The 15,224-nt window shown below is 68.2% G+C and carries 13 protein-coding genes; 1 reads left to right on the top strand and 12 read right to left on the bottom strand.

The window, feature by feature from the left end; translation table 11 throughout:
• Positions 1–10 precede the first annotated feature (10 nt).
• The 5 genes from mlaE to RTA_RS04145 form a co-directional block, all read right to left on the bottom strand.
• Positions 11–793, bottom strand: coding sequence for a lipid asymmetry maintenance ABC transporter permease subunit MlaE (gene mlaE / locus RTA_RS04165; RefSeq protein WP_013900127.1), 783 nt, complete (start codon positions 791–793; stop codon positions 11–13).
• Positions 790–1,608: an ABC transporter ATP-binding protein gene (locus RTA_RS04160; RefSeq protein WP_013900126.1), complete on the bottom strand. Its 819-nt coding sequence runs from the start codon at positions 1,606–1,608 to the stop codon at positions 790–792. The genes mlaE and RTA_RS04160 overlap by 4 nt, the downstream gene beginning before the upstream one ends.
• A gap of 106 nt (positions 1,609–1,714) precedes the next feature.
• Positions 1,715–3,181: a glutamate synthase subunit beta gene (locus RTA_RS04155; protein ID WP_013900125.1), complete on the bottom strand. Its 1,467-nt coding sequence runs from the start codon at positions 3,179–3,181 to the stop codon at positions 1,715–1,717.
• A gap of 29 nt (positions 3,182–3,210) precedes the next feature.
• Positions 3,211–7,932, bottom strand: coding sequence for a glutamate synthase-related protein (locus RTA_RS04150; protein WP_013900124.1), 4,722 nt, complete (start codon positions 7,930–7,932; stop codon positions 3,211–3,213).
• 135 nt (positions 7,933–8,067) lie between these two features.
• Positions 8,068–8,769: a transposase gene (locus RTA_RS04145; protein ID WP_013900123.1), complete on the bottom strand. Its 702-nt coding sequence runs from the start codon at positions 8,767–8,769 to the stop codon at positions 8,068–8,070.
• A 118-nt stretch (positions 8,770–8,887) separates the two neighbouring features.
• Here RTA_RS04145 and RTA_RS04140 point away from each other — a divergent pair, with 118 nt between their 5' ends.
• A complete protein-coding gene (locus RTA_RS04140; protein ID WP_041675030.1) occupies positions 8,888–9,070 on the top strand; it encodes a hypothetical protein in 183 nt (60 codons plus the stop codon).
• Here RTA_RS04140 and RTA_RS04135 read toward each other — a convergent pair.
• The 7 genes from RTA_RS04135 to RTA_RS04105 are packed head-to-tail and all read right to left on the bottom strand — an operon-like array spanning position 9,042 to position 15,218.
• The gene (locus RTA_RS04135) at positions 9,042–9,911 is read right to left on the bottom strand and encodes a class I SAM-dependent methyltransferase (RefSeq protein ID WP_013900121.1); all 870 of its coding nucleotides are present in this window, start codon (positions 9,909–9,911) and stop codon (positions 9,042–9,044) included. The two genes, RTA_RS04140 and RTA_RS04135, sit on opposite strands and share 29 nt — an antisense overlap.
• Positions 9,908–10,465: a DUF1415 domain-containing protein gene (locus tag RTA_RS04130; RefSeq protein WP_041675029.1), complete on the bottom strand. Its 558-nt coding sequence runs from the start codon at positions 10,463–10,465 to the stop codon at positions 9,908–9,910. The genes RTA_RS04135 and RTA_RS04130 overlap by 4 nt, the downstream gene beginning before the upstream one ends.
• A gap of 10 nt (positions 10,466–10,475) precedes the next feature.
• Positions 10,476–11,684 (bottom strand): MFS transporter, encoded by a 1,209-nt coding sequence (locus RTA_RS04125; RefSeq protein WP_013900119.1) that lies wholly within the window; start codon positions 11,682–11,684, stop codon positions 10,476–10,478.
• A complete protein-coding gene (locus RTA_RS04120) occupies positions 11,681–12,811 on the bottom strand; it encodes a deoxyguanosinetriphosphate triphosphohydrolase (protein ID WP_041675028.1) in 1,131 nt (376 codons plus the stop codon). The genes RTA_RS04125 and RTA_RS04120 overlap by 4 nt, the downstream gene beginning before the upstream one ends.
• An 11-nt stretch (positions 12,812–12,822) precedes the next feature.
• Positions 12,823–13,920: a 3-dehydroquinate synthase gene (gene aroB / locus RTA_RS04115; RefSeq protein ID WP_041675027.1), complete on the bottom strand. Its 1,098-nt coding sequence runs from the start codon at positions 13,918–13,920 to the stop codon at positions 12,823–12,825.
• Positions 13,921–13,944: 24 nt separating this feature from the next.
• Entirely contained in the window at positions 13,945–14,481 is a 537-nt protein-coding gene (locus RTA_RS04110) for a shikimate kinase (protein WP_013900116.1), read from the bottom strand.
• A complete protein-coding gene (locus RTA_RS04105) occupies positions 14,481–15,218 on the bottom strand; it encodes a hypothetical protein (protein WP_013900115.1) in 738 nt (245 codons plus the stop codon). Before RTA_RS04105 ends, RTA_RS04110 begins: the two co-directional genes overlap by 1 nt.
• Positions 15,219–15,224 lie beyond the last annotated feature (6 nt).

Below are 15,224 nucleotides of genomic sequence, written 5' to 3'. Positions count from 1 at the left end.
CTTGTCGAGCTCAAATACTGAACATCATGGCCGTGAGGACGAAATCCAGCCCCAGGACCGACAAGGATGCCACCACGACGGTGCGGGTGGTGGCGCGGGAGACGCCTTCGGGCGTGGGGTGGGCCTCGAAGCCCTCGAGCAGCGCGATGAAGGTGACGGTGATGCCGAACACCAGGCTCTTGACGACGCCGTTGCCGACGTCGCGCCACACGTCCACGCCGCCCTGCATCTGGCTCCAGAAGGAGCCCGGGTCCACGCCTATCATCACCACGCCCACCAGGTAGCCGCCGATGATGCCCACGGCGCTGAACACCGCCGCCAGCAGCGGCATGGTGATCACGCCGGCCCAGAAGCGCGGCGCCAGGATGCGGCGCACCGGGTCCACGGCCATCATCTCCATGGCCGACAGCTGCTCGCCGGCCTTCATCAGGCCGATCTCGGCCGTGAGCGAGGTGCCGGCGCGGCCGGCGAACAGCAGAGCCGTGACCACCGGCCCCAGCTCGCGCACCAGCGACAGCGCCACCAGCAGGCCCAGGGCTTCCGACGAGCCGTAACGTTGCAGCGTGTAGTAGCCCTGCAGGCCCAGCACGAAGCCGACGAACAGGCCGGAGACGGCGATGATGGCCAGCGAGTAGTTGCCCAGGAAATGGATCTGGTCGCGCACCAGGCCGAAACGGCGCAGGCTGGCGCCCAGCAGCAGCACCAGGCGGGCGAACATCCGCGCCCCACGGCCGAGATCGGCCAGTTTGGTGCGCGTGGCGAAGCCGACGTCGGCGGGGTTCCACCAGCTCATGAAGGCATTCCCCCGCCAAAGTCCTGCGCCACGCTGAGGCCGGGATAGTGGAAACGCACCGGGCCGTCGGCCTGGGCATGGATGAACTGCCGCACCAGGGGGTCGGACGACTGCTGCACCTGGGCCGGCGTGCCCTGCGCGGCGATGCGCCCGTCGGCCAGCACGATCACCTGGTCGGCGATGCGGAAGGTTTCTTCCAAGTCATGCGACACCACGATACTGGTGATGCCCAGGGTGTCGTTGAGCTGACGGATCAGCTGCGCGGCCGTTCCCAACGAGATCGGGTCCAGGCCGGCGAACGGCTCGTCATACATCACCAGTTCCGGATCCAGCGCGATCGCGCGCGCCAGCGCCACCCGCCGCGCCATGCCGCCGGACACCTGGCTGGGCATCAGGTCGCGCGCGCCGCGCAGGCCGACGGCGTTGAGCTTCATCAGCACGATGTCGCGGATCAGCGGCTCGGGCAGGTCGGTGTGCTCGCGCAGCGGAAAAGCCACGTTCTCGAACACCGTCAGGTCGGTGAACAGCGCACCGAACTGGAACAGCATCCCCATGCGCCGGCGCATGGCGTGCAGGCCGGCGGCATTCAACGCGCCCACCTCCTGACCGTCGAACAGCAACCCGCCCTGCTGGGCCCGGACCTGGCCGCCGATCAGCCGCAGGAGGGTGGTCTTGCCGCCGCCGGAGGCCCCCATCAGCGCCGTGACCTTGCCGCGCGGCACGGTGAAGCTCACCCCGTCGAGGATGCGGCGCGCGCCGTAGCCGAAGCTCAGCGCCTGGCAGTCGATCAGCGGTGGTGCGTGGGGGTCGGACATCCGGCAATGGCGCGGCCGGAAAGCCCAGCCATGGACAAAAGCGCCGATGATACGGCTTCCTTGCCGGGCAGCCGTCCTCCCGGCGCGCGTCCCGGCCGGCCAGCGCTTAGCGCGGCAGGTCCGAGAATCCCATCAGGAACTCGTCGACTGCCCGCGCCGCCTGGCGGCCCTCGCGGATCGCCCAGACCACCAGGCTCTGGCCCCGTCGCATGTCGCCGGCGGCGAACACCTTGGGCGCGCTGGTGGCGTAGCCGCCGATGAAGTCGACGCTGGCCTTGGCATTGCCACGGGCATCCTTGTCCACGCCGAAGGCCTCCAGGATGCTGGCCACCGGGCTGACGAAGCCCATGGCCAGCAGCACCAGGTCGGCCTTCAGGGTCTGCTCGGTGCCGGGCACCTCCTGCATCCTGCCGTCCTTCCATTCCACGCGGACGGTCTTGAGCCCGGTGACCTTGCCCTTCTCGCCGATGAACTCCTTGGTGGCGATGGCGAACTCGCGCTCGCAGCCCTCCTCGTGGCTGGAACTGGTGCGCAGCTTGTAGGGCCAGTACGGCCAGGTCAGCGGCTTGTTCTCCTCCTGCGGGGGCTGCGGCATCAGCTCGAACTGCACCACGCTGGCCGCGCCATGGCGGTTGCTGGTGCCCACGCAGTCGCTGCCGGTGTCGCCGCCGCCGATCACGATGACGTGCTTGCCGGAGGCTGAGATCTGGTTCTTCACCTTGTCGCCGGCGTTGACCTTGTTCTGCTGCGGCAGGAACTCCATGGCGAAGTGGATGCCGTCGAGGTCGCGGCCCGGCACCGGCAGGTCGCGCGACTGCTCGGCGCCTCCGGCCAGCAGCACGGCGTCGAACTCGGACTGCAGCTGCTGCGGCGTGACCGTTTCCTTGGCCCAGTTGGTGACCTTGGAGTCCTTGGGCAGTTCGCCCACCAGCACGCTGGTGCGGACGGTGACGCCCTCGGCCTTCATCTGCTCGATGCGGCGGTCGATGTCGCGCTTTTCCATCTTGAAGTCGGGGATACCGTAGCGCAGCAGGCCGCCGACGCGGTCGTTCTTCTCGAACAGCGTCACGTCGTGGCCGGCCCGCGCCAGCTGCTGCGCCGCCGCCATGCCTGCCGGGCCGGAGCCGACCACCGCCACCTTCTTGCCGGTCTTGATGCGCGGCACCCGGGGCAGCACCCAGCCGTTGTCCCAGGCGCGGTCGGCGATGGCGCGCTCCAGCGACTTGATGCCGACCGCCGCGTCGTTGTAGTTCAGCGTGCAGGCCGCCTCGCAAGGCGCGGGGCAGATGCGGCCGGTGAACTCGGGGAAGTTGTTGGTCGAGTCCAGGACCGTGAAGGCGTTCTTCCAGTCCTGCCGGTACACCAGGTCATTGAAATCGGGGATGAGGTTGTTGACCGGGCAGCCCGAGTTGCAGAACGGGATGCCGCAGTCCATGCAGCGCGCCGCCTGCACCTGGGCCTGCTGGTCGTCCAGCCCGATGACGAATTCCTTGTAGTGCTTCAGGCGTTCCGGCACGGGCTTGTAGCCCTCCTCGACGCGCTCGTACTCCATGAAGCCGGTGATCTTTCCCATGCTGTCGCTCCGTCTGTCTCTGGGGTGTGTCAGGCCGCGGCGGCGGCCATCGCCACGTGCGCATTGTTGCCCGTGCTGGCGGCGGCCACCTCGCGGCCGTGCATCTCGGCCAGGGCCCGCTTGTACTCGTTGGGGAAGACCTTGACGAACCTGCCGCGGGCCTCCTTCCAGTTGTCCAGCAGCTCGCGCGCGCGCTTGCTGCCTGTCCAGCGGTGGTGGTCCTCCAGCAGTTTCTTGAGCAGCGCCTCGTCGGTCTGGTCGCGGTGCAGCTTGGTGGCCGTGCTGGCGGCCTTCTGCTCGGCGGAGGCCCCGACGGGCTCCAGCGAGACCATGGACGTGTTGCAGCGCCGCGCGAACTGGCCGTCCTCGTCGTACACGTAGGCCACCCCGCCGGACATGCCGGCGGCGAAGTTGCGCCCGGTCCTGCCCAGCACCGCCACCGTGCCGCCGGTCATGTACTCGCAGCCGTGGTCGCCCGTGCCCTCCACCACCGCCGTGGCGCCGGACAGCCGCACCGCGAAGCGCTCGCCGGCCACGCCGCTGAAGAAGGCCTCGCCGGTGGTGGCGCCGTACAGCGCGGTGTTGCCGATGATGATGTTCTTGGTCGCCTCGCCGCGGAAGTCGATGCTGGGCCGGACCACGATGCGGCCGCCCGACAGACCCTTGCCGGTGTAGTCGTTGGCGTCGCCTATCAGGTACAGCGTGATGCCCTTGGCCAGGAAGGCACCGAACGACTGGCCACCCGTGCCTTCGAGCTGGATGCGGACGCTGTCGTCCGGCAGGCCCTCGGGATGCACCTGGGTCACCGCGCCCGACAGCATGGCGCCCACCGAGCGGTTGACGTTGCGCACCACCTCGATGAACTGCACCTTCTCGCCCTTGTCGATGGCGGGGCGCGACCTTTCGATCAGCACGCGGTCCAGGCTCTTGTGCAGGCCGTGGTCCTGCTGCTCGACGTGGAAGCGCGGCACCTCGGCCGGCACGCTGGGCTGCGCCAGCAGCCGCGTGAAATCGAGGCCGCGCGCCTTCCAGTGCTCGATGCCCTTCTTCATGTCCAGCAGGTCGGCCCGGCCGATCATGTCGTCGAACCTGCGGATGCCCAGCTGCGCCATGATCTGGCGCACCTCCTCGGCGACGAAGAAGAAGTAGTTCACCACGTGCTCGGGCTTGCCCGCGAACTTGGCGCGCAGCGCCGGGTCCTGCGTGGCCACGCCCACCGGGCAGGTGTTGAGGTGGCACTTGCGCATCATGATGCAGCCTTCCACCACCAGCGGCGCGGTAGCGAAGCCGAACTCGTCGGCGCCCAGCAGCGCGCCGATGGCGACGTCGCGGCCGGTCTTCATCTGGCCGTCGGCCTGCACGCGGATGCGGCCGCGCAGTCGGTTGAGCACCAGGGTCTGCTGGGTCTCGGCCAGGCCGATCTCCCAGGGGCTGCCCGCGTGCTTGATGGACGACCAGGGCGAGGCGCCGGTGCCGCCGTCATGGCCGGCGATCACCACATGGTCGCTCTTGCACTTGGCCACGCCCGCAGCGATGGTGCCCACGCCCACCTCGGAGACCAGCTTGACGCTGATGCTGGCGTGCGGCGCCACGTTCTTCAGGTCGTGGATCAGCTGGGCCAGGTCCTCGATCGAGTAGATGTCGTGGTGCGGCGGCGGGGAGATCAGGCCCACGCCCGGCACCGAGTAGCGCAGCTTGCCGATGTACTTGGACACCTTGCCGCCGGGCAGCTGGCCGCCCTCGCCGGGCTTGGCGCCCTGCGCCATCTTGATCTGGATCTGGTCGGACGACGCCAGGTACTCCGCCGTCACGCCGAAGCGGCCGGACGCCACCTGCTTGATGCGCGAGCGCAGCGAATCGCCCTCCTGCAGCGGGATGTCGACCTCGACCACGTCGCTGCCGATGATCTGGGCCATGGTCTGGCCCTGCTTGATCGGGATGCCCTTGAGCTCCTGGCGGTAGCGCGCCGGGTCCTCGCCGCCCTCGCCGGTGTTGCTCTTGCCGCCGATGCGGTTCATCGCGACGGCGAGGGTGGCGTGCGCCTCGGTGGAAATCGAGCCCAGCGACATGGCGCCGGTGGCGAAGCGCTTGACGATCTCCTTGGCCGGCTCGACCTCGTCGATGGCGATGGCCCTGGCCGGATCGACCCTGAACTCGAACAGGCCGCGCAGCGTCATGTGGCGGCGGCTCTGGTCGTTGATCAGCTGGGCGTACTCCTTGTAGGTGTTCCAGCTGTTGGCGCGCGTGCTGTGCTGCAGCTTGGCGATGGCGTCCGGCGTCCACATGTGCTCCTCGCCACGGTGGCGCCAGGCGTATTCGCCGCCGACGTCCAGCATGCTGGCCAGCACCGGGTCGTCGCCGAAGGCCGCCTTGTGCATGCGGATGGCTTCCTCGGCGATCTCGAACACGCCGATGCCTTCCACGCGGCTGGCCGTGCCGGAGAAGTACTTCTCCACCGTGTCGCTGTTCAGGCCGATGGCCTCGAACAGCTGGGCGCCGCAGTAGCTCATGTAAGTGCTCACGCCCATCTTGGACATGATCTTGGACAGCCCCTTGCCAATCGCCTTGACGTAGTTGTAGATGGCCTTGTCCGCCGACAGCTCGCCCGGCAGGTCCTTGTGGATGGACACCAGGGTTTCCATCGCCAGGTAGGGGTGCACGGCCTCGGCGCCGTAGCCGGCCAGCACGCCGAAATGGTGGACCTCGCGGGCCGAACCGGTCTCGACCACCAGGCCGGCAGTGGTGCGCAGGCCTTCGCGCACCAGGTGCTGGTGGATGGAGGACAGCGCCAGCAAGGCGGGGATGGCCACCCGCGAGGGGCTGACCGCGCGGTCGCTGATGATCAGGATGTTCTTGCCGCCCTTGATGGCGTCCACCGCCTCGGCATTGAGCGAGGCCAGCTTGGCCTCCACGCCCTCGTGCCCCCAGGCCAGCGGGTAGGTGATGTCCAGCGTGTGGCTGCGGAACTTGCCCTGCGTGATCTTCTCGATCGAGCGCAGCTTGGCCATGTCGGCGAAGTCCAGGATGGGCTGGCTGACTTCCAGCCGCATCGGCGGGTTGACCTGGTTGATGTCCAGCAGGTTGGGTTTGGGTCCGATGAAGGACACCAGCGACATCACGATGGCCTCGCGGATCGGGTCGATCGGCGGGTTGGTCACCTGGGCGAACAGTTGCTTGAAGTAGTTGTACAGCGGCTTGTTCTTGGACGACAGCACGGCCAGCGGGCTGTCGTTGCCCATGGAGCCCACGCCCTCCTCGCCGGCCTGGGCCATGGGCGACATCAGGAACTTGATGTCCTCCTGGCTGTAGCCGAAGGCCTGCTGGCGGTCCAGCAGCGCGACCTCGCTGGCCGGCGCCTCGCCGGTGTCCTGCGACAGGTCGTCCAGCTTGATGCGCAGGTTCTCGATCCACTGCTTGTAGGGCCGGCTGTTGGCGAGGTTGGCCTTGAGCTCCTCGTCGTCGATCATGCGGCCCTGCTCCAGGTCGATCAGGAACATCTTGCCGGGCTGCAGGCGCCACTTGCGCACGATCCTGTTCTCCGGCACCGGCAGCACGCCGGATTCGGAGGCCATGATCACCAGGTCGTCGTCGGTCACGCAGTAGCGCGAGGGACGCAGGCCGTTGCGGTCAAGCGTGGCGCCGATCTGGCGGCCGTCGGTGAACACGATGGAGGCCGGGCCGTCCCAGGGCTCCAGCATGGCCGCGTGGTACTCGTAGAAGGCCTTGCGGCGCTCGTCCATCAGCGTGTGCTGCTCCCACGGCTCGGGGATCATCATCATCACGGCCTGGGCCAGCGGGTAGCCGGCCATGGTCAGCAGCTCCAGGCAGTTGTCGAAGGTGGCGGTGTCGGACTGGTTCGGGAAGCTGATCGGGTACAGCTTCTTCAGGTCGTTCGCCAGCACCGGCGAGGACATCACGCCTTCGCGGGCCCGCATCCAGTTGTAGTTGCCCTTGACCGTGTTGATCTCGCCGTTGTGCGCGACATAGCGGTAGGGATGGGCGAGCGGCCACTCGGGGAAGGTGTTGGTGGAAAAGCGCTGGTGCACCAGGGCCAGCGCCGAGACGCAGCGCGCATCCTTCAGGTCCAGGTAGTAGGTGCCCACCTGGTCGGCCAGCAGCAGGCCCTTGTAGACCACGGTGCGGCTGGACATGGAGGGGACGTAGTACTCCTTGGAGTGCTTCAGGCGCAGGTTCTGGATGGCGGCGCTGGCGGTCTTGCGGATCACGTACAGCTTGCGCTCCAGCGCGTCCTGCACGATCACGTCGCTGCCGCGGCCGATGAAGACCTGGCGCAGGATGGGCTCCTTCTTGCGCACGGCCGGCGACATGGGCATGTCGCGGTCCACCGGAACGTCGCGCCAGCCCAGCAGCACCTGCCCCTCGGCCTTGATGGCGCGCTCCAGCTCCTGCTCGCAGGCCAGGCGCGAGGCGTGCTCCTTGGGCAGGAAGACCATGCCCACGCCGTACTCGCCGGGCGGCGGCAGTTCCACGCCCTGCCTGGCCATCTCTTCGCGGTAGAGCGCGTCGGGCAACTGGATCAGGATGCCGGCGCCATCGCCCATCAGCTTGTCGGCACCCACCGCGCCACGGTGGTCCAGGTTTTCCAGGATCTTCAGGCCCTGCTGGACGATGGCATGGTTCTTCTCGCCCTTGATATGCGCGACGAAGCCCACGCCGCAGGCGTCGTGCTCATGTTCGGCCGAGTACAGGCCACGCTGTTGGAGATCGGAAATTTCGGCGGCGGTGGTCATCACGCGCTCCTGCAGGATTGTCGGAGGAAGGGCGTGAAGCATAGTGCAGCGCAACAAGCCTGCCAATCACTTTAATTGGGGTCAGATTACAATTTCAGGTCGCGTCGAATCTCTACGTAGATAATTAGGGACACATTAATGGGTGGGAAGCTTGGCCTTGGAAGGCCGTCCTGCACTGCCCTTGCTTACCCGTCGCACGGTTTGCTGTTGCAGGCGCCCCAGGTACTCCGGCTCGCCCAGGGCCCATCCCTGCAGGGCCGATTCGCCCAGCTGTTTGATCTGCTCATGGGGGATGCCTGTTTGCACCAGTTCGGCATAAGCCAGCTCTCGCGCAAAGGGCGTGTTGCCCAGGGCCCAGTAGAGCGGATGCGGCGTGACCAGGGAATCGTGCCTCAATCCCACGTAATGCGCGTGGCTGGACCATGGGTAATCGGCGGCCTGGGCCACCAGGCCGGCGCGCACCGGGTTCAGGTCCAGGTACACCATGCAGGCCAGCAGGTAGCGCTCGGCCTGGATCAGGTTGGAACGGTAGCGCCCCTCCCACAGCGTGCCCGTCCGCCCCATCCGCTGGTTGTAGTAACGGACGTACTGCCGGCCGACCGCCTGCATCCACCGCGGGATGGCCTCGGCCGATGCAGGTGACGCCAGCAGGTGGAAGTGGTTGTCCATCAGCACGTAGGCGTGGAGAGCCACCTGGCGCTGGCGCGCCTGCTCCGCCAGGATGGACAGGAAGGTCTCGCGGTCGCCGGATGTGGAGAACACCGGCTGGCCGTTGTTGCCGCGCTGGATGATGTGGTGCGGATAGCCCGCAACGGTGAGACGGGGCAATCGGGCCATGGGTGGATGTTATTGCACGCGGCCCCGCCTCGGATTTCTCTGACGCGCGGTGGTGCCGCTCGCCGACAAAAGCTCTGCAAACGCGCAGGGACACTGTCCTCAACATCGGAGAAGTACCATGTCCTTCGCGCTCTACATGATCGGCTTTCTGGTCTTCATGGCCGGCGTGGTCTGGGCTGCCGTGGTGGTGGGCGTGCCGCAGCTGTACATCGCGATCGGCGCCTTGATCCTGCTGGGTATCGGCATCTTCACCGCCGTCAGCCGCACCCGCGTCAAGAACCAGCCGCCTCCCCGGGGCTAGGCAGGGCAGCAAGCGCCGGGAAGCGCACCGGCTCGAGCTCGGGCAGGCCGAATTCGGCCAGCAGCGCCCGCAAGCGTTCGGCCGCGCTGCGCTTGCGCTGTCCGGTGCGGCGGGCCAGGATCAGTTCGTTCTTCAGGCTGTGCTCCCAGCCCACCAGTTCAGTCACCGTTACCTGGTAGCCGCAGGCTTCCAGGTACAGGCAGCGCATCACGTTGGTCAGCTGGCTGCCCAGCTCACGGGTATGCAAGGGACGGCGCCACAGCTCGGCCAGCGGCGTGCGGCTGAGCGCCAAGGCCTTGTTCTGCCGCAGCCGACCTGCCACCTCCGCCTGGCAGCAGGGCACCAGCACCAGAAAGCCGGCCTGCTTGCGCAGGCCGAAAGCGATGGCGTCGTCGGTCGCCGTGTCGCAGGCGTGCAGGGCGGTGACCATGTCGATCTTCCCAGGCAGCTGCTGCGCGTCGCTGGCTTCGGCGGCGCTCAGGTTCAGAAAGCTCATGCGTTCAAAGCCTAGGCGCTGCGCCAGCGCCTGCGAGCGTGTGACCAGTTCCGCCCGGGTCTCGATGCCGTACACCTGGCCGGATCCGCGCGGCTTGAGGAACAGGTCGTACAGGATGAAGCCCAGGTAGGACTTGCCCGCGCCGTGGTCGGCGATGGTGGGCGAGCCCGGCGAGGCAGGCAGCTCAAGCAGCAGCGCTTCGATGAACTGGTAGAGGTGGTAGACCTGCTTGAGCTTGCGACGCGAGTCCTGATTCAGCTTGCCATCCTGCGTGAGGATGTGCAGCTCCTTGAGCAGCTCGACGGATTGACCCGGGCGCAGGTCCAGCTCGCGCGGCGTCGTCATCCGCTGGCCCCCACCCGCAGAGCATCCCAGCCGTTACGCCCGAGCTGCCGCAGCCGTTCGATGTTGGTGCCGAAGATGGCGTCGGCCTGCGGAAAGGCGGCCACCGCGCGGTCCATGCTGTCCTCGCGCAGCAGGTGCAGCGTGGGGTACGGCGCGCGGTTGCTGAAATTGCCCATGTCATCCTCGTCGGCCCCCGCGAACACGAAGCGGGGATGGAAGCTGGCCAGCTGCACGATGCCCTGCACGCGCTCGCGCGCCAGCAGGCGGTCGCCCTGGCGCACCAGCTCGTTGAACAGCAAGAAATCGTCGAAGCCGCGCGGGACGGCCAGCAGCGTGGTGTCCCGCTCGGACGCCGGCAGATGCAGCAAGGCCTGGAGCTCGGCATGCAGGTCCTCGAGCACGCCGGCGAAGTCGTCGTTGGTGCTGACAGCGTAGTGCACCTGGCCCTTGGCATGCACGGCCTTGGCGAATGGGCACAAATTCAAGCCGATCACGGCTCGCTCCAGCCAGGCGCGCGTGTCGGCGACGATGCGATCATGGTCCCTCGTCGTCATCGCTCAAATTCTACGGGCCGGCCCGTGACCCTTTTGCCAGCAGCCGGCCCATGCTGCGCGCCAGCAGCAGCCCGGCAGCGGCACAGGCGCCGGTGACCAGCCAGCTCCACTGCCACCCGCCAGCGCGGGCCGCCACCGAGGCGACCAGGGGCGGGCCGGCGAACTGCCCGAACGCGGACCACTGCTGCATCCAGCCCACTGTCGCCGACACGGTGTGCTCGCTGGGTGCCAGCCGCACGGCCAGCGAGAACAGCGTGCCCGGAATCACGCCGCCCACCATCGAGAAACCGAGCACCGCGGCGTAGCGTCCCCACGCCCCGGCCGCGCCCTGACCCAGCACGTCGCTGAAGGCCAGGAAGCCGCCCAGGCCCATCGCCAGGAAGCCGGTCGCCAGCAGGTGCTGGGGCGACGCGCCGCGCTGCAGCAGGCGGCCGGAGGCGAGATTGCCGACCATGTTCACCGCAGCGGCCAGCGCCGTCGCCACTGCGGCCAACCCGGCAGCGAAGCCCGCGGCCAGGTAGATCGAAGGCAGGAAGCCGATCACTGCCAGCCATTGCGCCGAGTAGACGCCAAACGCACAGGCCACCAGCCAAGGGCCGCGCGCCGTGAGCGTCAGCCGCACTCGGGAGCCTTGCTGCGGCATGGCGTTGGGCCGCGCAGGATCGGCCGGCAAGGCGGCCGCGAGCCAGCCGGCCAGCGCCAGCGACACACCGCCCAGCAGCCACCACCAGCCGCGCCAGCCGGCCCAGGCCATCCATGCGGGGCCGGCGAGCAGCGCCGCGGCCGTGGCGAACGGCATGTAGGCGCCCCAGACGCCGAGCGTGGCGCTCATCCTCTCGGGCGGGACCAGCCGGCGGATCAGGCCCGGCGCCGGCATGGACGCCAGCAGGAAGCCCAAGCCCTCGAGGGCGCGCAGGGCCAGCAGCAGTGCCGGCGTGCCGACGCAGCCGCCCAGCACGCTGGCCGCGCCCGTCAGCAGCAAGCCGGCGACCATGGTGCGTTTCAGGCCGATGCGGTCGGCCGCCAAGCCGGCCACCAGGCCCAGCGTCATGCCTGCGAGCTGCACCAGCGACAGCAGGAAGCCGGCCTGCACCAACCCGATGTCCAGCGCGTCGCGCAGCACCGGCAGGGCGGGCGGGAGCTTGCCCACGTGCAGCGCCGCGGCGACGCCGCCCAGCACCACCAGCCAGGCCGGCGGCAGCAGGCCGGGCGCTTTCAAGGCAGCAGCCGCCGGCCGGTCAGCCGCTCGTGCTCGCGCGCGGCAAAGCGGTCGGTCATGCCGGCAATGTAGTCCGCCACGGCGCGAGGCGTGTCTCCGCGTGAGGCAAAGCCCGCCTGCAGCTGGGCGGGGTCGGCCATGTAGGCGGCAAACAGCTCGCGCACGACCGTCTTGGCACGGCCGGTCGTCGCCATCACCTGGGGATGGCGGTACAGGTTGCGCAGAAGGAAGGTCTTGAGCGCCTGCGATTCCTGGCGCATCGCCTCACCGAAACAGAGCACCGGTCTCAGCAGGCGTGCAGCGTCGGCGCTGGCGGGCGCGTGGCGGCGCAGCGCCAAGGCCGTGGCGTCGATCACGTCGTACACCTGGGCACTGAGCATGAGGCGGATGGACTCGTACAGCAGCCGCCGGCCTTGCAGCTGCGGGTGGGCAGCCAGGGCCTCGCGCCGGAACCGATCGAACAGGCTCACCTGCTCCAGCTGCTCCAGCGTCAGCAAGCCGGAGCGGACGCCGTCATCGATGTCGTGCGCGTTGTAGGCAATCTCGTCGGCCAAGTTGCACAGCTGGGCTTCCAGGCTGGGTTGGGTGCGGTCCAGAAAGCGGCGCCCCACTCCGCCGGGCTCCTGCGCCTCCAGCCGCTGCGCATTGGCCCGCGAGCAGTGCTTGAGGATGCCTTCCCGCGTCTCGAAGCTGAGGTTCAGGCCATCGAAGGCCGGGTAGCGCTCCTCCAGCTGGTCGACCACCCGCAGGCTTTGCAGGTTGTGCTCGAAGCCGCCATGCGTGGCCATGCAATCGTCCAGCGCGTCCTGGCCGGCGTGCCCGAAAGGCGTGTGGCCCAGGTCGTGCGCCAGCGCGACCGCCTCGACCAGGTCCTCGTTCAGGCCGAGCGGCCGGGCGATGGAGCGCGCGAGCTGCGCCACCTCCAGCGAGTGCGTGAGCCGGGTGCGGAACAGGTCGCCCTCGTGGTTGAGGAACACCTGGGTCTTATAGACCAGCCGCCGGAACGCCGTGGAATGCACGATGCGGTCACGGTCGCGCTGGAACTCGGTGCGCGTCGGCGCCGTGGGCTCCGGGTGGCGGCGCCCGCGTGAATGGGCGGGGTCGCAGGCGTAGGCCGCCAGGCTCATCGGTCGTGGATTCAGCGGCAACAGTCGGCGATAACCTCGCGGACCAGCGCGTCCGGAGCCGGGCGAAGCTGCGCCTGGCCAGGCGGGCCGATCACGACGAAGCGGATCTCGCCCGCCTCGGCCTTCTTGTCCACACGCATCAGCTCCAGGTAACGGTCGGCCCCCAAGGCCGGCCCCATGGTCGGCAGGCCGGCGCGCCGGATCAGCGCAACGCAGCGGTCGACGAAGGCAGCGTCGACCAGCCCGAGCCGATGCGAAAGGTGCAGCGCCATCACCATGCCGCAACCCACGGCCTCGCCGTGCAGCCATTGGCCATAACCCAGGCCGGCTTCGATCGCGTGGCCGAAGGTGTGCCCGAAGTTGAGGATGACGCGCAGCCCCGTCTCGCGCTCGTCCTGCCCCACCACCCAGGCCTTGATCTCGCAGCTGCGGCGCACGGCATGCGCCAGCGCCTGCGGATCGCGCGCGCGCAGCGCGTCGATGTGGTCTTCGATCCAGCCCAGGAATTCCAGGTCCGCGATCGGACCGTACTTGATCACCTCGGCCAGGCCCGCGCTCATCTCCCGGTCCGGCAGCGTCGCCAGGGTGTCGAGGTCGCACACCACGAGTTGCGGCTGGTAGAAAGCGCCGATCATGTTCTTGCCCAGCGAGTGGTTGATCGCCGTCTTGCCGCCGACAGAGGAATCCACCTGCGCCAGCAGCGTCGTGGGCACCTGGACGAAGGGCACGCCGCGCATGTAGCAGGCGGCCGCGAAGCCCGTCATGTCGCCGACGACCCCCCCGCCCAGGGCGTACAGCACCGTCTTGCGGTCGCAGCCGCTTTCCAGCAAGCCGTCGAAGATCAGGTTGAGCGTCTGCCAGTGCTTGTGCTCCTCGCCGTCGGGCAGCGTGACGGTGCGCACCGAGGCATGCCGGGGGGAGAGCGCCCGCGCCAGGCGGTCGGCGTACAGGGGGGCCACAAGCTGGTTGGTGACGATCACGGCACCCACCCCGGAGGACACCGATTCCCAGGTGGACGGGCGGCCGATCAGCCCCGTCCCGATGAGGATGGGGTAGCTGCGCTGTCCGAGGGCGATGTGAACCTGCCGGGGATCCGAAGAGGCCTGCATGGCCCCAAGTTTACGGGCGGCGCGTCAGGCGCCTTGGCCGCCACCCTGGCGCAGCTGGGCCAGCAGCCGTTTGACGACCGCGGGGGCCGACAGCGTGCCGGCCTCCACGACCACATGCGCAGTCTGCCGGTACAGCGGGTCCCGGGCCTCGAACAATTCGCGCAGGCGCGCCATGGGGTCGTCTACCTGCAGCAGGGGCCGCTGGGTGTCGTGCTGGATGCGCCGGAAGATGTCCTCGGGCGCGGAGTACAGGTAAACCACCTGGCAGCGCTCGCGCAGGCAGCGCCGGTTGGCCTCCCTCAGCACCGCGCCGCCGCCGGTGGCGATCACCGACGCGGACTGCCGGGTGAGCTCGTCGATGACGGAGGCCTCCACGTCGCGGAAGGCGGATTCGCCTTCACGCTCGAAAAAGGAACGGATCGAACAGCCGAGGAGCTGTTCGATCCGGTGGTCGGCGTCGACGAAGGGCAGCTTAAGGCGCCGTGCCAGTTGCCGCCCAACTGTGGATTTGCCAGCCCCGGGCAGGCCGACGAGCCCAATGCCCAGGGTATATCTTTCCATCAGTTGGTGTCGGTGCAGGCGGGCGTGGTCCCGAAAGGCGAGAAGTTGAAAGGCGCGCTGACCTGCTTCTCATCACCAACAACGTAGCCCGTCACGAAATCGAAGCGAGCCTGGCCCTCGGTGCCTGTGACCCCGGCCGTGGCCACCAAGGTGGGAACGATCCACGTGGCGTAGTTCTTGGGGTACTGCAGCTCGAATACCACCGAACCGCTGGCATCGGTCGTATACACGCCCTTCGTCGGGACTATCACCACCGTGGAACGGGGAGGCGTGAGCAAGCCGTCGCCGTTGACATCTTCGTTCGCGTCCAAGATGTCGTTGTTGTTAGCGTCCTCGGCTTGGCACAAGTAACGATATTCGTTTGTCACCTTCGTAAGGTCGGCCGGATCACGCTCGAAGTAGCCTTTGGCGAACGCCAGCATCTCGACGCGAGGGCTGATCGTCGCACCAAGCACAGGGCGGCCGAGCTGGTCCACCACCGTAACCACAAAACGTTTGGAATATTTGAGCGAGTCTACGGCTTCCGCGCCGAGCGTCCCGTCCGTCCCGATCGACACCGAGACGGCGCTGGCCGAAGTGACCGCGCCTGTGCTCGCACCCGAGCCCCCACCAGCACAGGCCTCGGCAGACGCGCACCCGCCCCCGCCGCCACATGAAGCCAGCAGCAACGAAGCCAGCAGCGCCGAGCCGCCCAACCCTGCACGAACGGAGCGCCGCGAAAAATCGATCGAAAACATAAACCC

It is taken from the genome of Ramlibacter tataouinensis TTB310 (assembly GCF_000215705.1).
Lineage (GTDB): Bacteria > Pseudomonadota > Gammaproteobacteria > Burkholderiales > Burkholderiaceae_C > Ramlibacter > Ramlibacter tataouinensis.
This window is presented reverse-complemented; position numbering and strand designations above follow the sequence as displayed.